Origin of the sequence: Winogradskyella undariae (assembly GCF_013285155.1) — a bacterium.
Taxonomy (GTDB): domain Bacteria; phylum Bacteroidota; class Bacteroidia; order Flavobacteriales; family Flavobacteriaceae; genus Winogradskyella; species Winogradskyella undariae.
Window position 1 is genome coordinate 278,066 of record NZ_JABTEL010000001.1, and the last position, 18,247, is coordinate 296,312.

At 31.9% G+C, this 18,247-nt stretch carries 16 protein-coding genes; 9 read left to right on the plus strand and 7 right to left on the minus strand.

Translation table 11 applies throughout. From position 1 onward, the window contains the following. Positions 1-5: 5 nt before the first annotated feature. Positions 6-980 (minus strand): phosphotransferase, encoded by a 975-nt coding sequence (locus HSX10_RS01155; protein WP_173586365.1) that lies wholly within the window; start codon positions 978-980, stop codon positions 6-8. Positions 981-992: 12 nt separating this feature from the next. Then, complete coding sequence (locus tag HSX10_RS01160; protein WP_173586366.1) at positions 993-1,946, minus strand: nucleoside hydrolase; 954 nt, start codon at positions 1,944-1,946, stop codon at positions 993-995. 667 nt (positions 1,947-2,613) lie between these two features. On the opposite strand from HSX10_RS01160, the gene HSX10_RS01165 reads away from it, so the two are divergent. From HSX10_RS01165 to HSX10_RS01195, 7 genes are all read left to right on the plus strand, one after another. After that, entirely contained in the window at positions 2,614-4,011 is a 1,398-nt protein-coding gene (locus HSX10_RS01165) for an arginine decarboxylase (protein WP_173586367.1), read from the plus strand. Between the two features lie 76 nt (positions 4,012-4,087). Next, positions 4,088-5,029, plus strand: a complete 942-nt coding sequence (speB, locus tag HSX10_RS01170) for an agmatinase (protein WP_173586368.1) — start codon at positions 4,088-4,090, stop codon at positions 5,027-5,029. Then, positions 5,019-5,996, plus strand: a complete 978-nt coding sequence (locus tag HSX10_RS01175; RefSeq protein ID WP_173586369.1) for a deoxyhypusine synthase family protein — start codon at positions 5,019-5,021, stop codon at positions 5,994-5,996. Before speB ends, HSX10_RS01175 begins: the two co-directional genes overlap by 11 nt. A 2-nt stretch (positions 5,997-5,998) precedes the next feature. Next, positions 5,999-7,531 (plus strand): carbon-nitrogen hydrolase family protein, encoded by a 1,533-nt coding sequence (locus tag HSX10_RS01180; protein ID WP_173586370.1) that lies wholly within the window; start codon positions 5,999-6,001, stop codon positions 7,529-7,531. A 44-nt stretch (positions 7,532-7,575) separates the two neighbouring features. Further along, complete coding sequence (locus tag HSX10_RS01185; RefSeq protein ID WP_173586371.1) at positions 7,576-7,902, plus strand: hypothetical protein; 327 nt, start codon at positions 7,576-7,578, stop codon at positions 7,900-7,902. Between the two features lie 124 nt (positions 7,903-8,026). Beyond that, complete coding sequence (locus tag HSX10_RS01190; protein ID WP_173586372.1) at positions 8,027-8,440, plus strand: VOC family protein; 414 nt, start codon at positions 8,027-8,029, stop codon at positions 8,438-8,440. A 179-nt stretch (positions 8,441-8,619) separates the two neighbouring features. Continuing rightward, entirely contained in the window at positions 8,620-8,991 is a 372-nt protein-coding gene (locus HSX10_RS01195) for a hypothetical protein (protein ID WP_173586373.1), read from the plus strand. 37 nt (positions 8,992-9,028) lie between these two features. Here HSX10_RS01195 and HSX10_RS01200 read toward each other — a convergent pair whose 3' ends face one another. Continuing rightward, the gene (locus HSX10_RS01200; RefSeq protein ID WP_173586374.1) at positions 9,029-10,393 is read right to left on the minus strand and encodes an MptA/MptB family glycosyltransferase; all 1,365 of its coding nucleotides are present in this window, start codon (positions 10,391-10,393) and stop codon (positions 9,029-9,031) included. Positions 10,394-10,597: 204 nt separating this feature from the next. Here HSX10_RS01200 and HSX10_RS01205 point away from each other — a divergent pair, with 204 nt between their 5' ends. After that, on the plus strand, positions 10,598-11,689 hold the full coding sequence (locus HSX10_RS01205) for an SMP-30/gluconolactonase/LRE family protein (RefSeq protein ID WP_173586375.1): 1,092 nt from the start codon (positions 10,598-10,600) through the stop codon (positions 11,687-11,689). 102 nt (positions 11,690-11,791) lie between these two features. Here HSX10_RS01205 and HSX10_RS01210 read toward each other — a convergent pair whose 3' ends face one another. From HSX10_RS01210 to HSX10_RS01225, 4 genes are all read right to left on the minus strand, one after another. Further along, positions 11,792-13,225: a cellulose synthase family protein gene (locus tag HSX10_RS01210; protein WP_217363215.1), complete on the minus strand. Its 1,434-nt coding sequence runs from the start codon at positions 13,223-13,225 to the stop codon at positions 11,792-11,794. Positions 13,226-13,281: 56 nt separating this feature from the next. Beyond that, a complete protein-coding gene (locus HSX10_RS01215; protein ID WP_173586376.1) occupies positions 13,282-13,971 on the minus strand; it encodes a glycosyltransferase family 2 protein in 690 nt (229 codons plus the stop codon). A 217-nt stretch (positions 13,972-14,188) separates the two neighbouring features. After that, on the minus strand, positions 14,189-15,778 hold the full coding sequence (locus HSX10_RS01220) for a 4Fe-4S binding protein (protein ID WP_173586377.1): 1,590 nt from the start codon (positions 15,776-15,778) through the stop codon (positions 14,189-14,191). 1 nt (position 15,779) lies between these two features. Beyond that, positions 15,780-17,084, minus strand: a complete 1,305-nt coding sequence (locus tag HSX10_RS01225; RefSeq protein ID WP_173586378.1) for an NAD(P)/FAD-dependent oxidoreductase — start codon at positions 17,082-17,084, stop codon at positions 15,780-15,782. Between the two features lie 121 nt (positions 17,085-17,205). Between HSX10_RS01225 and HSX10_RS01230 the strand changes: the two genes are divergently transcribed. Next, a complete protein-coding gene (locus tag HSX10_RS01230; protein ID WP_173586379.1) occupies positions 17,206-18,222 on the plus strand; it encodes a glycoside hydrolase family 113 in 1,017 nt (338 codons plus the stop codon). Positions 18,223-18,247: the final 25 nt, after the last annotated feature.

Sequence of the window (18,247 nt, forward strand, 5' to 3'; positions counted from 1 at the left end):
CATGATTAATTCATAATTAATTTGTAAGCCAATTGTAAGAGTGCTTCTTTTTCTTTTATAGAAGTCGAAATTGGTAATTGTGCTAAACCTATTAAGCGACGCATAATTTCAACACCTGTTATTTGTGCTAAAAGGTTTTTGTCTATTTCATTTGGGTAATAGTCTTTAATCCTAGAAATAAATGTTTCGTCTTTTGTTATTATAATCGAATGTGCAGCAAGAACACCAAGATCAAACTCAGGGAAACCTAAAAAGCTAAATTCGGGATCAATAATATAAAGCGAATCTTTATTTGTCATCCAACTTGCAGGGTAATAATCACCATGTAATAAAGTTGTTCCTTTAGACAAATATTGCTGTCCTATTTCTTTAATTTTCTCTTTTAGTAAAGTGTCCTTTTTATATGGAATAGAAAGCGCTTCTAATCCTGGTTGAATGTCGTCCAAGCAAAAACCATTATTTTCTATAAATGGAAGTTCAAAAATATGTTGATGATTTAGTAATCGTAGCGCTTTATTTTCTGGGTAGTTTTTAGGTGCTTTTGAGTTGTGAATATTTGCAGCAATATTGGCTAGTAGTCTTAATTGGTTTAAGTCAATTTTATGAGCATCATATAAGCTGGTCATATCTTCACATTTACCTAAATCTTCTAAAATTAATAAATGATGCTCTGCGTTGTATTTTAAAACTTTTGGAAAATGTTTATTGACCAAAATGTTATTTTCAATAGAAGAATAAAATTGAAATTCTACATCAATGCGTTCTATTGGTGCTTGTATATCTTTATATTTTTGAACAAATGGACGTGATTGTTTTAAAATAAATGAACGCAAATTAGTTTCAATACGTAATACTACATTCATATTGCCTTCACCTGGTTTTGTAACGTGAGTGATGGTTTCGTTTATATCATTAAAAAAATCAATTTTTTGTAAGAGATTTTTAATGTCTTCTCTAGGTGTTTGTAGGTCTATAAACATAAAAAGGGCAGATTATATTTTTTTTAAAGTATTCCAAAAATCACTTGTCATTTGTTCAGCGTCTATTTTGGTATGTATACCAATATTGCGTTGTGTGTTTTCAGGAGGTGTTAGATGGCTTTCTATAGTGGATAATTTTGGTTTTGCTAAAGCTTCAATAATTGCAATATCCCACATGGTCCATTTTTCCTTTTTAGGATCTTCTTTTGTCCACCAGCGATCGTATGTTTCCCATCTATTGATTAAATAAGCGGCGATACCTTTTTTATCTTTTAAATGAAGATCTACTTCTTGTTTTGTAAATACTAAATGCTGACTTGTAGTCGCTGTCATTACATCTAGATTAAGTGTTTTTGTGTTAAGTAAAACTTCTACAGCAATAGGATCATTTCCAGAGTTGAATTCTTTTTTATTATAAATATTAGTCTCTGGTGTGTGCCAGAAACCAAGATAATGTACTTTAATTTTAGGGATTATTGTTGGGTCTTCTAAAATAGCAGAGGCAATATTGGTACACGAGCCTAGAACAACAATATTTAGTTTTTGATCACCTTTCATTTTATGCGCTGTTTCAATAATAAACTGAGAAGCATCAGAAGAAACCGGTTTGCCGTATTCCGTTAAAGGTGTGTTGCTTCCTAAGGGGAGTGAAATACCTTTAGCATTCATTAGGCTAATAATGTCTTCATTAATTTTTTGACTTTCGCTAACGGTATTGTCTGAAGCTAGAGGAGAGGTGTAAAACTGAGCAGATGTTATCGCTATTAAATTAAAGCTAGGTTCTAAAATAGCTCTTACAATCGCATACAAATCATCAACTTCATTTGCGGTGTCAGCGTCAATAATTAAATCTAATTTTTGCGTTTTATCTTGTGCGTTTATAAAAATAGAGCATAAAAGTAAAAGACTTAAAAAAAGGTAATTGTTGATTTTTTTTATGCTTTTATTTAAGTGTGAATTGTTCATTTAAGAAGATTGATTGTGCTGCTTTAAGCTTAATAGATTATATAAAAACCTAAAGTGTGTTGAAGCTATAGGTCGTAAAATTTAAATTTTATTACGGGTTTTGAGTTTATTAATTCTTTTTTAACGAGAATTTAATGTTTTTATGAGGATGGAATTCGGAATAGCATAAATATTAGTCTTCTCAAATTATGTAATATGTCGTTAATAGTGTTTTATAAATATACACTTTATCTCTTAATATTAATATAGAATTAAGGCTTTGTTGCTCTAATTATTAACTCTAATAAATGATGTATTCCTTTAAAGATAAGGAGTCTAAAATAAATGTTTAAAAAAAATAAAAAAAGATTAACGTATTAAAAAAAAAGATATATTTGTCCCGAAATTGGTGACCGTCTAACAAGATAATAAAACCAATTTTAGCTGAACAATTGAAACATGTTTATATGTTCGGGTTCTTGAAAATTAGGAAGTCATATTCAAGAGCAGCTTATAGATTAAGTAACCGAATTTTAGAGCTAACTTCCGCATCATCGATTGCTGCTAGTCAGCATATTTACGGTTTTGTACCTACTACACAAAGCCAAATTCAGGTATGATATAACGTATCCTTAACATTGTTTACGCATATATTTTTTATCTTATACTTGAATTTTTAATCCACAACATGAACAATAAATATATTGATCTCATCGATCAATCCTTTCACTTTCCTCAAGACGAATTTAAACTTGAAGACAAAGCTTTGCATTTTCACGATATAGACCTAATGAAATTGGTTGAAGAATACGGAGCACCTTTAAAATTTACATATTTACCACAAATTTCTAATAACATACAGCGTGCTAAAAAATGGTTTGCTGATGCTTTTGAAAAGTATAACTATAAGGGGCAATACAATTATTGTTATTGTACTAAAAGCTCACACTTTAAGCATGTTTTAGATGAGGCACTTACCAATGATATTCATATTGAAACCTCTTCGGCTTTTGATATAGATATTGTAAAAGCACTTAAAAAAGAAGGTAAAATTACCGACAAAACTTATGTGTTAAGCAACGGTTTTAAACGTGATCAATACATTACTAATATTGCAAGTCTTATTAATGACGGTCATAAAAACTGTATCCCTATTATAGATAATTACGAAGAAATTGATTTATTATCTGAAGAGATTGATGGAAAATTTCAAGTCGGAATCAGAATCGCTTCAGAGGAAGAACCAAAGTTTGAATTTTACACTTCACGTTTAGGAATTGGCTACAAAAACATTGTACCTTTTTATAAAAATCAAATTCAAGATAATAAAAAAGTAGCGTTAAAAATGCTGCACTTCTTTATTAACACAGGGATAAGAGACAATGCTTACTACTGGAACGAATTGCATAAGTGTTTAAAGGTATACACAGCTTTAAAAAGAATATGCCCAACTTTAGATAGTTTAAACATTGGTGGTGGTTTTCCTATAAAAAACTCATTGGCTTTCGATTTTGATTATGCTTATATGGTAGATGAAATTGTAAATCAAATAAACCTAGTTTGTGAAGAAGAAGAGGTAGCGGTACCCAATATTTTTACAGAATTTGGGAGTTTTACCGTTGGAGAAAGTGGTGGTGCGATTTATAAAATTCTTTATCAAAAACAGCAAAACGATCGTGAAAAATGGAACATGATTAATTCATCTTTCATAACAACATTGCCAGATACATGGGCGATTAATAAACGTTTTATAATGTTGCCAATTAACCGTTGGAACGAAAGTTATGAGCGTGTACTTTTAGGTGGTTTAACATGCGATAGTGATGATTATTATAATAGTGAGCAACACACTAATGCTATTTATTTACCAAAATATAATAAAGATAAACCCTTATATATTGGCTTTTTTAATACAGGTGCTTACCAAGAAACTATAGGAGGTTTTGGAGGTTTGCAACACTGTTTAATACCAACACCAAAGCATATTTTAATTCAAAAAGATGCGGATGGAAACTTAAAGACTAGCGTTTTTGCAGAACAGCAAAAAAGTGAACACTTACTCGGTATTTTAGGGTATGACTCTTAAGAGGAGGTTAAGTAAACAGTATTAATAAAATTATTGAATAATAAAACACTTCCGTTTTAGCGGAAAATGATATAAAATGAAAACAAAAACTTACGCTGGTATTCCAGAAGATTTAGCAAAATTAGAAACAGCTAAAATTGTATTGATTCCTGTACCTTATGATGGTACAAGCACTTGGCAAAAAGGAGCAGATAAAGGTCCTGATGCTTTTTTAGATGCTTCTGAAAATATGGAGCTTTATGATATTGAAACCGCTTCTGAAGTTTACCAACAAGGTGTATTTTTAGCCAATGCGGTTACAGAACATACATCGCCAGAAGCTATGGTAGAAGCGGTGCACCAAGCGACAAAAAAATATATTAAGAAAAATAAATTTGTTACTGTTTTTGGTGGTGAGCATTCGGTATCTATCGGAACAATTAGAGCTTTCAACGAAATGTTTGAAGATCTTACGGTACTTCATATCGATGCACACGCAGATTTACGCGAAAGCTACGAAGGTTCTACATGTAATCACGCTTGTGCTGTTTACGAAGCGAGCCAGACAACCAACTTAATTCAGGTTGGAATTCGTTCCATGGATAGTATCGAAAAAACGGTAATGGATGAAGAAAAAACGTATTTCGCTCACCAAATGGCTATGGATGATAGCTGGATAGATGCTGCAATAGACCAAATGACAAATAACGTCTTTATAACATTCGATTTAGATGCGTTTGATCCTTCAATTATGCCAAGTACAGGAACACCTGAGCCGGGAGGATTATTGTATTACGAAACGCTAGAGTTCTTAAAACAAGTTTTTGACGAGAAGAATGTGGTTGGTTTCGATATCGTAGAATTATGTCCTAATGAAGCTGATAAATCTTCAGACTTCTTAGCTGCCAAATTATATTACAAAATGTTGAGTTACAAATTTCAAAATCAAAATATAGAAGATGGTTTTGAAAGCAACTTTAACGATTCAAACAAAGAAGGAAATAAAAAATCTAAATTCAATACAGAAGATGAATACTAGCAAAGGAGAAATTTCGAAATTTATAGAAAAATATTATTTACACTTTAACTCAGCGGCTTTAGTAGACGCTGCAAAGGGGTATGAAGCACAATTAAATTCTGGCGCAAAGATGTTAGTGTCTTTAGCGGGTGCAATGAGCACAGCAGAATTGGGTAAGATTTTTGCTGAAATGATTCGTAAAGATAAAGTGCAAATAGTGTCTTGTACTGGTGCCAATTTAGAAGAAGATGTCATGAATTTGGTAGCGCATTCGCATTACAAACGTGTACCTAATTACAGAGATTTAACGCCTCAAGACGAATGGGATTTACTTGAAAAAGGATTAAATCGTGTTACGGATACTTGTATTCCAGAAGAGGAAGCTTTTAGAAGAATTCAAGAACATATTGTTAAGATTTGGAAAGATGCAGAAGCTAAAGGTGAACGTTATTTACCACATGAATATATGTACAAATTATTATTATCTGGTGTTTTAGAAGAGCATTACGAAATAGATTTAAAGGATTCATGGATGTATGCTGCAGCCGAAAAAAACCTACCTATTGTTTGTCCAGGTTGGGAAGATAGTACTATGGGTAACATCTTTGCAAGCTACGTACTTAAAGGAGAGTTAAATGCTAGCACTATGAAATCTGGTATAGAATACATGACGTTTTTAGCAGATTGGTACACAGATAATTCTGAAAATGGTATTGGTTTCTTCCAAATCGGTGGAGGTATTGCAGGTGATTTTCCTATTTGTGTAGTGCCAATGTTGTATCAAGATATGGAACGTCCAGAAACACCTTTCTGGAGTTATTTCTGTCAAATTAGTGATAGTACAACAAGTTACGGTTCGTATTCTGGGGCTGTGCCGAATGAGAAAATAACTTGGGGTAAATTAGATATCGATACCCCTAAATTTATCATTGAAAGTGATGCTACTATTGTTGCACCTTTAATCTTTGCTTATCTTTTAGATATGTAATTATGGAAGATCATAAAATTAATAATATAGAATTAAGCTTTTTAACGGTTGGTGATTTTGAGGAATTAAAATCAGCAACGTTAGAAGCTTATGGTGGTGTTTTAAATTCCTATTGGAAAAAAGACCACATTGCACGTTTGACCTCTATTTTTTCAGAAGGTCAGGTGGTTATTAGAATTGATGGTCAGTTGGCAGGTTGTGCATTATCTTTAATTGTAGATTACGATAAGATTGATGATAATCACACGTATGCTGACATTATTGAAGGTGATAAATTTAAAAATCACGATCCCGAAGGTGATGTCTTATATGGAATTGATGTTTTTATAAAACCAGAATTTAGAGGCTTAAGATTAGGGCGTCGTTTATATGATTACCGTAAAGAATTGTGTGAAAATCTAAATTTAAAAGGAATTGTTTTTGGAGGTAGAATGCCTAATTTTCATAAATATAAGGATCAATATTCGCCAAAAGAATACATTCAAAAAGTAAAACGTAAGGAGATTCATGATCCGGTTTTAAACTTTCAGACGTCTAATGATTTTCATCCCTTAAGAATTATTAAAGGATATTTAGAAGGCGATACAGCATCTAGTGAATATGCGGTTTTAATGGAATGGGATAATATTTATTATACCAAACCAAATAAAAAAGCGAGCAGCGTAAAAACAGTAGTGCGTTTAGGATTGATTCAATGGCAAATGCGTCCTTATAATGGTTTAGATGATTTAATGCAGCAAGTGGAATATTTTGTAGATAGTGTTTCTGCTTACCGTTCGGATTTTGCGGTATTTCCAGAGTTTTTCAATGCGCCGTTAATGGCAAAATACAATCACATGCACGAGCCGCAAGCCATTAGGGAGCTAGCAGGTTATACGCAGATTATTGTAGAGAAAATGCAGCAATTATCAATTTCTTACAATATAAATATCATTACAGGGAGTATGCCAGAATTGGTTGGAGATGTGCTTTATAATGTGGGTTATTTGTGTCGTAGAGATGGAAGTTTAGAACGTTATGAAAAAATTCATGTTACGCCAGATGAAGCTAAAGTTTGGGGAATGCAACGTGGAAGTGAACTAAAAACGTTTGAAACAGACGCAGGTAAAATAGGAATTTTAATTTGTTATGATTCTGAATTTCCTGAGTTATCAAGGTTGTTAGCAGATGAAGGTATGGATATTTTATTTGTGCCATTTTTAACGGATACTCAAAACGGTTATTCTCGTGTAAGGCTTTGTGCACAGGCACGTGCCATAGAAAATGAATGTTATGTGGCCATTGCAGGTAGTGTAGGTAACTTGCCAAATGTGAGTAATATGGACATTCAATATGCGCAGTCTGCTGTATTTACGCCTTGTGATTTTGCTTTTCCAAGTAATGGTATAAAAGCAGAAACCACGCCAAATACGGAAATGATTTTAGTTGCAGATGTAGACTTAGGGTTGTTAAGAGAGCTGAATTCTTTTGGTGCAGTAAAAAATTTAAAAGATCGAAGAAAAGATGTTTACGATGTTATTCGAGTAAGTAAATAAGTATTATATTTAAAAAAATTTAGCTTTAGAAATAATATTAAAGAATGAAACCAAAAGACGCACATTTAAAACGAGTTATAGTTGACTTTAAAAAATTAACACCAGAAATTTTATCACTTTTAGTAGAGAAATATCCCGATGGATATGATGATGAAAATGTAATTTCGTTTAAAAATGCAAAAAATGAAATAGTTGAAGCTGTTGAAGTCACTACTGAAGATACCAAGTATTTGGTTAAAGTGAGTACGAAACTTGAGCAGACGATGGAAAATTACGACGAAGATGATTATGAGGATTTCGAAGATGATGATCCCGATGCAGTTGTTGATCCAGAATTAGAGCCAGGAGCAGAAGACGAAGATTTTTCTTAATAAAGATTATCACGTAAAAAATATTTTGTAATTTAATATAGGAATTCAGCTTTAGCTTTTGTCTACAAAAAAGTTGAAGCTGAGTTTTTAATTTAAGAGTGAATCCTTTTTAAATAGTTGAATTATGGAAACTGCATTTCACATGTCTTTACCATGTTTAAGTATAGAAGATACTAGAAACTTTTATATTGATAACATTGGTGGTTCTTTAGGAAGAACAGGAGAAAACTGGGTAGATATTAATCTCTTTGGTCATCAAGTCACCTTTATTCAAACCGAAAAATTTAATTTCAATAGTCCTAATTATGTCTTTGGAGGTAAATTATTACCTTCATTCCATTTTGGTATTATTGTAGCTGTTGAAAAATGGAAAGTGTTATATGAAAACCTTAGTAATTCAAATTTAAAAATAGTAACTCAGACGACTTTTTTAGGTGATAAACGAGGTGAGCATTGCTCTTTTTTTATAAAAGATCCTAATGATTATATGTTAGAGTTTAAAAGTTTTAAGGATCCTAATCATATGTTTACAACTTAAGGTTGTTATTTTATAATCTAGCACAACGAAACTTCAGAAAGAAATACTTCAAAAATATCCACAGTAATTATAGCCATAAGGCTGTATTCTAAAAGCATTTGGGCTTGAAGTGGCAAATTCCCAAAACCACAATCTTATATTAATTCATACTGAATAATTTCAGTACAAAATTTAGTGCAATGAATACAAGAACAATAGCAGTATTTGTGCTTATGGTAATGGTTTTAAGCGTGAATGCAATTTCAATTACAAAAGATAAATTTCAAGATAAAACAATCGTAACTGCTCAGGGAGTTTATGATGGTTATGATATTGATGATGGTTATGCCTTTTTAATTAGAGAGGATGAGAAAGATGAAGACACTGAGGCAACTGTTTATTTTGCTACGGTTGATGCATCTGTTTTAAAAATAGCGAATCTAAAGTCTAAGGATTTAATAGGTAAGCGATTTGAGATTACATACGAAGTTACAGAGTATGAAGAAGTAGATGAAAATGGTTACACTGAGATCTACGAAAGTTATAAAATAATTAAACTCAAAAAGTTGTAATTAAATAGAAATTTCTAAAAATTGTAAATAGAGGCTGTTAGGAAACTGACAGTCTTTTTTTTAAGACCACTTCCCAAATAAATACAGAAAACACAATAAGATATTCTAAACCTATAATCCATAAATTCTCAGTATTAGAGGTGTTTGAGTAGGCTAAATAACTTAAGATAATAACAAAAGACCAAACGAGAGGGAACTTGTAATTAGTAAATACACAAAATATCACTAGTGTTGCAATATACCAAGGATGAACTGTTGTGCTTAAAAATAAATAGCAAGTAAATACTAATAGCATTGAAGTGATCAGTTTAGGTAAACTATTGTTTTGTTTAAACAATGAAAACCCAAAAATTATGAAGACCGAAATTATTGGTAGAATTTTACCAATAATAGCAATTTCATTATAGCCCGTTATACTATAGCCAATTGCTCTTAAGAGATAATAAATACTTGCGTTAAATTCAAAATTTCCAAACCAAAGCCCAACTGTTTTAGAGTAATTATTTACAAATTCCATAGAGAAAAAAGGAAGGAATAGTAGGAGTATAGTTATACCAATTATCGCGTAAAATGTGATTAGTTTGGGATAACAAATCTGTGATGTTTTTGTTGTTCTAAAGAATTTAAAAAACAGAGGTAATAACATTAATGGAATTAACTTCACTGAAATTGAACAGGCAAAAATTACAGCGGTCCATTTCCATTTATCTGAATATAACAGGTAAAATGCCCAAATGAGGAAGAAAACCATAACACCTTCAAAGTGAAGATTACCAGTTAATTCTATTATAATAAAAGGATTTAAAATATACCAAAAAATTCTATTTGAAGGTAGTTTTAAACGTTCTAAGAGTTTCTTTCCAAAATAAAGAGTACCAATATCTGCAGCAATAATTATAAGTCGCATGGATATAATGGAGCCTAAAATACTATGACTAGAAAATAAAGCAGCAATTGTGAAACACAGCTGATTAATAGGTGGGTAGTTAGTGTAATGAGAAGAGCTTAATTCTCCCATTCCATTATATAATTCTTGTGCTTGTTTAATAGGGAATATTCCGTTATTAATAAAAGAATCTGGAGTGTATAAATAAGGGTTAAAACCGTCAAATATCATTCGTCCATCCCAAATAAAGCGATAAAAATCTTGTGATAGATTTGGGGTCGAAAAAATAAAAATTAGACGTAATATAACTGCTGTATACGTTAATAGTTTAAGGTTTGTTTTATTGTAATCTACTAATTTGTAAAACAGAAAAAAAAGAGCAGCATACAAGGCGACTATTTTGTAATATTCTGTTCTTGTGGTGTAATAAGCAAAAACAAAATAGAAGATTATGCTTGCAACAACTAATAAAATAGAAGACTTTTTTAGCTTTGAATATAAGGTGTTGTTTAGCATAAATCAAATATAAATATTATTTGTGGGGTTTAGTTAATTGCTAAATTTATAGTTAGGTATTTTAAGACTCATTTTTAATGCTAAGCTTACACTTACTAGATTATTTATATAAATATACTTCTATTAAATAGCTCTTCCTGCTGAAAATCTAAGTGTAATAAAGTAATCTTTACTACTTTTGAGTAACTAAAAATCACATATTTTATGAAGAATATATTTTATTTCGTTGCTTTTTTTATTGTACTGAGTTCATGTAAAGACGCTAGTCAGTCAAAAGTAGAACCAGTTGTAAACACAAAAAAGGATACAACAACAACAACATTACAAGTAAATGAAGTTATAAGTTTTAAAGGGCAACAGGTTACAGGAGTTTCGGTTGCTAATGATGGTCGTATTTTTGTGAATTTCCCAAGATGGAGAGAAGGAGTTAAAAATTCTGTAGTTGAAGTTAATAAGAATAAAGAAGAGATAAGTTTTCCTAATACAGAATGGAATTCGTGGAAAATTGGAGACGAAGTTGTTGAAGATAAGTTTGTAGGCGTGCAATCTGTTGTCGCTTTTGAAGATAAACTATATGTTTTAGATACAAGAAGTCAGTTGTTTCAAAATGTATTAGATGCCCCACGTGTCTTTGTATTTAATTTAGCTGATAACACTTTAAGCAAAGTTTATAAGCTTTCTGAAGGGAGTTACCATCCGGATTCTTATATAAATGATCTTCGTGTAGATAAGAAAAAGAAGAAAATCTATTTTACAGATTCTGGTCATGCAGGATTAGTAATTTTAGATATGAATTCTGAAGTATCAAAAAGAGTTTTAGATAATCATAAATCTACTAGTGCCGAAGCTTCTTACTTAACCTTTGGTGATAAAAAATGGGAAAGAGCAATTAACTCTGATGGTATTGCTTTAGATACAAACAATGATACATTGTATTACCATGCACTTACGGGTTATAGTTTATATGCTATTCCTACCAGTGCTTTTGATCTTGAAGATGAAACTCAGATAGAAAACCAAGTTAGGTTTATAGCAAAAACATCTGCGCCAGATGGAATGATTTTAGATGCTAACGGTAATTTGTATTATGCGGATTTAGAGCATAATAAAATACAATATAGACAAGCTGATGGAAGTATTTCTACTTTAGTAGAAGGTGATAAGGTAAAATGGGCAGATACGTTTAGTATCTATAATAACGAACTGTATTTTACAAACTCTAGGATTAACGAAATTTCAGGAGATATTTCTGAAATGGAATTTACTTTAAACAAAGTTACATTACCTACTAAATAAGTGTTGAGAGTAATATAACTCTAAGTTAGAGCAAAAAAATATCCGTAAAATCTTTATAATATAATTAAAGACTTTACGGATATTTTATGTTTAGATGTTTTTTTAAACCTTAGATGATAATGATTTAAAGAATACATAACCAAAGCCAATGAAAAGCATTAAGTGAAAAGGAAACAACCCAAAATCACCACCCTGATCTCCAACAATAAAAGCACTATACATTCCAAATGCAAAATAAAGCATCAAGAACCCTTCAATAATAACATGAGGAGATACCTTTTTCATTAAGTATTTATTGCCTTTCCAAGAATCTTTTAGCGTACTAATATTAAACTTTGGTGTACGAACAAATTCACTTCTTTTTCCAATATGACCTTCAATTACTGCAATAGAATTATGAAGCGAAAAGCCCATGGCTATTGAGAAAAAAGTAAAGAACATACCAATATAGCTGAAGAATTTTTTAAATCCACTACCGTAAATATTCTTATACATAAACCAGTAGCAAACAAAAAAGATAATGGTACTCATAACAAAGAAACTCATTACGTAGAAGTAATTTCTTAGGTGAGCATATTCGTTTTTAATATATAACATTGGAATACTTAAAATAGCAACCGTAAAAATGCTTAAAAACATGGTGCTATTTAAAAGGTGAAGTATACCGTGTACTTTGGTTTTAGAAGAAATATTATCAGACTTTAAAACACGAGAACGCATTTTTCTAAAGTTTTCTGCGCCACCTTTATTCCAACGGAATTGTTGAGAACGTGCAGCACTTATAACTACCGGTAATTCAGCAGGAGTTTCAACATCTTCTAAATATTTGAATTCCCAATTTTTTAATTGTGCTCTATAACTTAAGTCTAAATCTTCAGTAAGCGTATCACCTTCCCAGTTTCCAGCATCAATAATGCATGTTTTACGCCAAACACCAGCAGTACCGTTAAAGTTTATAAAGTGACCTTTACTGTTTCTTCCTACTTGTTCTAACGTAAAGTGAGCGTCTAAAGCAAAAGCTTGTATCTTAGTAAGTAAAGAATAGTTTCTGTTTATATGTCCCCAACGGGTTTGAACAACACCAATTTTTTCATTCTTAAAATAAGGAATAGTACGTTTTAACCAATTGGGTTGAGGTAAAAAGTCAGCATCAAAAATAGCAATATACTCACCTTTGGCAATTTTTAAACCTTCTTTAAGTGCACCAGCTTTAAACCCACTTCTATCTGTTCTTGTAATATGTGTAATATCTAGGCCTGTTTTAGCTAACCGATCTACATGAGCTTTTGTAGTTGCAACGGTTTCATCTGTAGAGTCATCTAAAACTTGAATCTCTAGTTTGTCCTTTGGGTATTCCATAAGGGCAATGTTATCCAACAGGCGATCCATCACATACATTTCATTGTATACGGGGAGCTGGATGGTCACAAACGGAATCTCTTCAGAGTTTGAAAAGTTAAACTTGTCACAAGTTTCTCTCTTCTTTTTTGAAGAAAGATAATTGTAGAGTAAATTTAACTGTGCTAGGGCGTACATAAATATGAGCACTATAGCAACAGTGTAAATAACGATGATGGTGTATTGAAGGTAAATCACTTAAAACTGTATTTAAAAATCCATGTCAAGATTTTTATGCCTGCAAAGATAGCACCTTTTATCGTTCCTGAAACTTTTGAGACACCTATTCTGTTTCTGTAATTAACAGCGACCTCTTTATAGCGTAGTTTTTGCTTCAAAACCTTGAGCTGCATTTCTACTGTCCATCCATAAGTTTTGTCTTCCATTTTTAGTCCTAAAAGCTTATCATATTTAATAGCTCTAAAGGGACCTAGGTCTGTAAAAGTAGAACGAAAAAATAATTTCATTAAGCTTGTTGCGAGCCAATTACCAAAAATTTGAGGTATGGTCATTGAGCCTTCTTCTCGCAATTCTTTAACACGAGAACCAATAACAAAGTCGTCGTTTTCTTCTAAAATTGGTTGAATTATTTTGGTTAATTCTTCTGGATAATCGCTGTAGTCTCCGTCTAAAAAAACAATAATATCTGGCTTATTTTTTTGTTGAGAAATATATTCCATCCCCTTTAAACAAGCATAACCATACCCTTTTCTATTTTCAATTAAAACGGTAGCACCCGCTTTTTTGGCATTGATTTCAGTGTTATCGGTTGATTTATTGCTTATTACAATAATTTCATCGACAATAGCAGGAATGTCTTTTATAACATGAGGAATTGACTCTTCTTCGTTATAAGCAGGAATAATAACTTTTATATTGGGCATTTAATCTATTTATGAGCGCTAAAATACGGTTTTGAAAATTTTTTTGTCTAAAAATTTACACTAAGCTAATTGTAAACTATTAAATGTGGAATATACTAAGGTTACAATTTGTGAAATGAAATACAGTAAGTCTTGATGCAATATTTAAATTAAAACGTTCAAAATTATTTTGAACGTTTTAATTATGTATTAATATTGAAATGAGTTTAGAACCAAATTATTTCTGATTAACGAAATCCATTAAATCAACATCGTTTCCTAAAAGGATTTCTGTTGGGTTAATACGTCCTTCCATTGAATCATTTTCTAATTTTAAAACGCCTCTTGGACAAACAGCAGAACAAACACCACAACCGACACAACTAGATCGTACAATGTTTTCACCTTTTTGAGCATAAGCTCTTACGTCTATTCCCATCTCACAACTGTTAGAACAGTTACCACAAGAAATACATTGACCACCATTTGTTGTTATTCTAAATTTAGAAAACAAACGTTGTTGAAAACCAAGAATAGCAGCCATAGGACAACCAAAACGGCACCAAGAGCGGTTTCCTAAAATAGGGTAGAACCCTGTTCCTATAACTCCAGAAAAAATAGATCCGATATAAATACCATAAGCAGATCTTAAGGCACTAGCTTTAATATAAAAAAGCTGATCTGTAGTTCCTGTAAAATGCATTACAAGCAAAAGCGTAATAACAATAAAGTAACCAATAGCTCCGTATTTAGCATCTTTACCTAATTCGTGTCTTTTAAAGATCATTACAACTGCAAAGACTAAAGTTAAAAAGCCGATAACAGAAATGATAAAAACATCTCTTGTTAACCAGAAATCATTTTTGTCGTAACCTAAATAGGTGTAAATCATAGCAACTGTCATCACTACAGAAAATACTAAAACGGTATGGATTAACCAACGTTCTAATTTCCATGCAGACATCTTTTTGGAAGATAATTGTCTAAAAGAGTCACCTGCAGTTTCAGCTAAACCACCACAACCACAAACCCAAGAACAATACCAACGTTTCCCATATTTAAAGGTTAAAATTGGTGTGATTACAAATATAGATATGATACCAAATAACAATAAGGCAATACCAATATTACCATTAGAGAGAAAACCATTTACAGACCATTCATCAAAAATGTAATAATTAAGAGGCCAAATACTTTTAAGATCATAGTAAGGTAAATCGTTATTCATTACATACATGAATTCAGGAATCAAAAAGGCAAAACCTAATTGAAAAAACATTACTGAAACGGTACGTAATTGTTGGTAGCGATTATGTCTATATTTTAGAATAAATTTATAACCAAAAGCTAATATTGCAACGGTATAAAGTGTTCCGTAGACAAACCATTGACTGGCATCTCTTCCACTTAATAAATGACTTAAAGGATCAAAAAGACTAATTAAACCTGTATTTGCTTCTCCATCAGTCCCCAAGCCTAAATATTTTGGAAAGAAATAAAGTACAATGTAAAATGTGGTTAAAAGAACACCTAGAATCCAACCTAGAATTCCACGTGATGATATGGATTTAAACCAAACACCATCATTTTTTATACCTTCTAGTTTGGTAAGGTAAGCTTCTCTAGAATATATAATAATACCACCGATTATAGATCCTAATGAAAGTGTTAGAAATAAACCTTTATTAGGGAAGTTAGTATTAAAAAGAGCTAATGTGAATATAAATAACCCAATGACACCTATAGCAAGCGCTACTTTTTGTTTTGTTGTAATGTCTAAAGCGTCTGGCTTTGCCAATGACATACTATGATTTAATTTGTTGCTCATTTTATACAGTTTGTAATTGGTTATTGTAGGCTTTTAAAATATCTTTTTCAAATTTTGAATAGAATTCAGGATCAAAATTAGCTTCAGGTAAATGATTTATCACGTAATCTACATCACGTTTTTCGGTAAGCCATCGGTCAAAAACTTCATGGCGCATTCGTATTCCAAAATTATTAATTCCTAAAAATACATTTGTGTTTTTATCGTAAGCTACCGTGATACATTTTGTATCATCTTCATGTTTCCAATGAAAATGGACTTCGTGTTCAGGTCTTCCACGTTCTCCAAATACCCAACCATAAGTTTGATATTCAATATCTAAAAATTTTGCGGAGTTAAACCAATGACCAGGTTTGTATTCTATACGGTTACCACAAAGAGTTTGGGCTAAAGTTTCTCCCATCATTCGGCCTGTGTACCAAACCGCTTCAATAGGTCGTCGGTTTCCAATAGCCTCATGTTGTTCTGCACAATCACCAATACTATAAACATCAGGGATATTTGTTTCTAAAAAACGATTCACTTTTACACCGCGTCCTATTTCAATACCAGAATCTTTTAGAAAATCAATATTTGGTGCAACACCAGCAGTTAAACCAACGACATTGCATTCGAGTTCTTCTCCTGTTTCTTCAATAATTACTGATTTTACTTTTCCATTTTCGTCAGAATTTATGGCTCTAAGGTTTGTTGAAAGTCGTAAATCTATATGATGATTTTTAACATGTCTATTAATCATTTCACTTTCACCTTGTGGTAAAACGCCATTCCAAAAGCTATCTTCTCTTACTAAAAATGTTACAGGAATACTTCGGCTATTTAGCATTTCAGCCAATTCAATTCCTATTAAACCTCCACCAACAATTACAGCACGTTTACAAGTTTCTTTATTTGGGGCGTATTTTTCAAGCTTTTCTAAATCTTGTTTGTGGTACATGCCTAGTGTACCTTCTAAATCTTGACCAGGCCAACCAAATTTATTAGGTTTACTTCCTGTTGCTATAATTAATTTATCGTATTGAAGTGTTTCTCCTTCTGTAAAATGAAGTGTTTTTGTTTCAGTTTCAACTTTATTAACAAAACCTTTCTTTAGTTCAATCCTATTCTTTTCCCAAAACCAATTCTCATAAGGTTGTGTATGTTCAAATTTCATATGCCCCATATAAATGTACATTAAAGCAGTCCTAGAGAAGAAAAAATCGGTCTCACCCGAAATAATTGTAATTCTCTTGTCTGAAAGTTTTCTAACATGTCTTGCGAGTGTAACTCCAGAGATGCCGTTGCCAATAATAACGATATGTTCCATGGTTGATGTCCGAATATTCGGTGGGATTTAGGTTAGTGATAAAACATATAGGTCGAAGGTTTTGTTAAAACCTTAACCCATAAGCGAGATTTCTTTAAATTTAGGCATAATTTTTAATAATATGCGATATTTTTTTTACTGCCTTTTTGTTTTTTTGTTTTTTGGTTGTGCTGCGATTCCGTCTCAATCTGCTAAAATTAATGGGGTTAGCTTTGTGGCTTCTAGAGGCGTTGTAGATTCTTCGCATGTAAAACCCTTGGTACAGATAAATGCTAATGCTGCCGCTGTTATGCCTTTTGGATTTGTAAGAGATAAAGAGCATCCCAAAGTGACTCATAATACCAAACGACAATGGTATGGCGAAACCCGTTCTGGAGCAAAGCAATATATTGAAGCACTTCATAACGAAAATATAAGAGTGATGGTGAAACCGCAATTGTGGATTTCTCATGGAGAGTTTACCGGATTTTTAAAAGCAGGTACTGAAACAGATTGGAAATTATTAGAAACCTCTTATTCTGATTTTATTTTAAATTATGCTGAGTTGTCTGAAGAGTTAAATGTCGAAGTATTTTGTATAGGAACAGAGCTAGAAGAATTTATAAAAAACAGACCTGAATATTGGCATCAACTTATTAAAGAAATTAGAACGATTTATACAGGTAAGCTAACTTATGCTGCTAATTGGGACGAGTTTTGGACAACACCTTTTTGGTTAGATCTAGATTATGTTGGTGTAGACGCTTACTTTCCGGTAAGTACTATGCAAACACCAACAATTGAAGATTGTATAAATGGTTGGGTAAAACATAAAGAAGGATTAAAAGGTTTTTCAGAAAAATTAAACCGACCAATTTTGTTTACAGAGTTTGGTTATAGAAGTGTAGATTATACGGGTAAAGAACCTTGGCGTTACGATCGTTCTATGACTTCTGTAAATCTTGAAGCACAAAATAATGCCACCCAAGCTTTATTTGATGCGGTTTGGGATGAAGATTGGTTTGCTGGTGGTTATTTATGGAAATGGTTTATTAACCATGATGAAGTTGGAGGTGTAGATAATAATCAATTTACACCTCAGAATAAACCTGTAGAAGCCATTATAAAATCGCATTATAAGCGGCGTGAGCTCAATTGATATTAATTGAGCTTAGGCTATATTA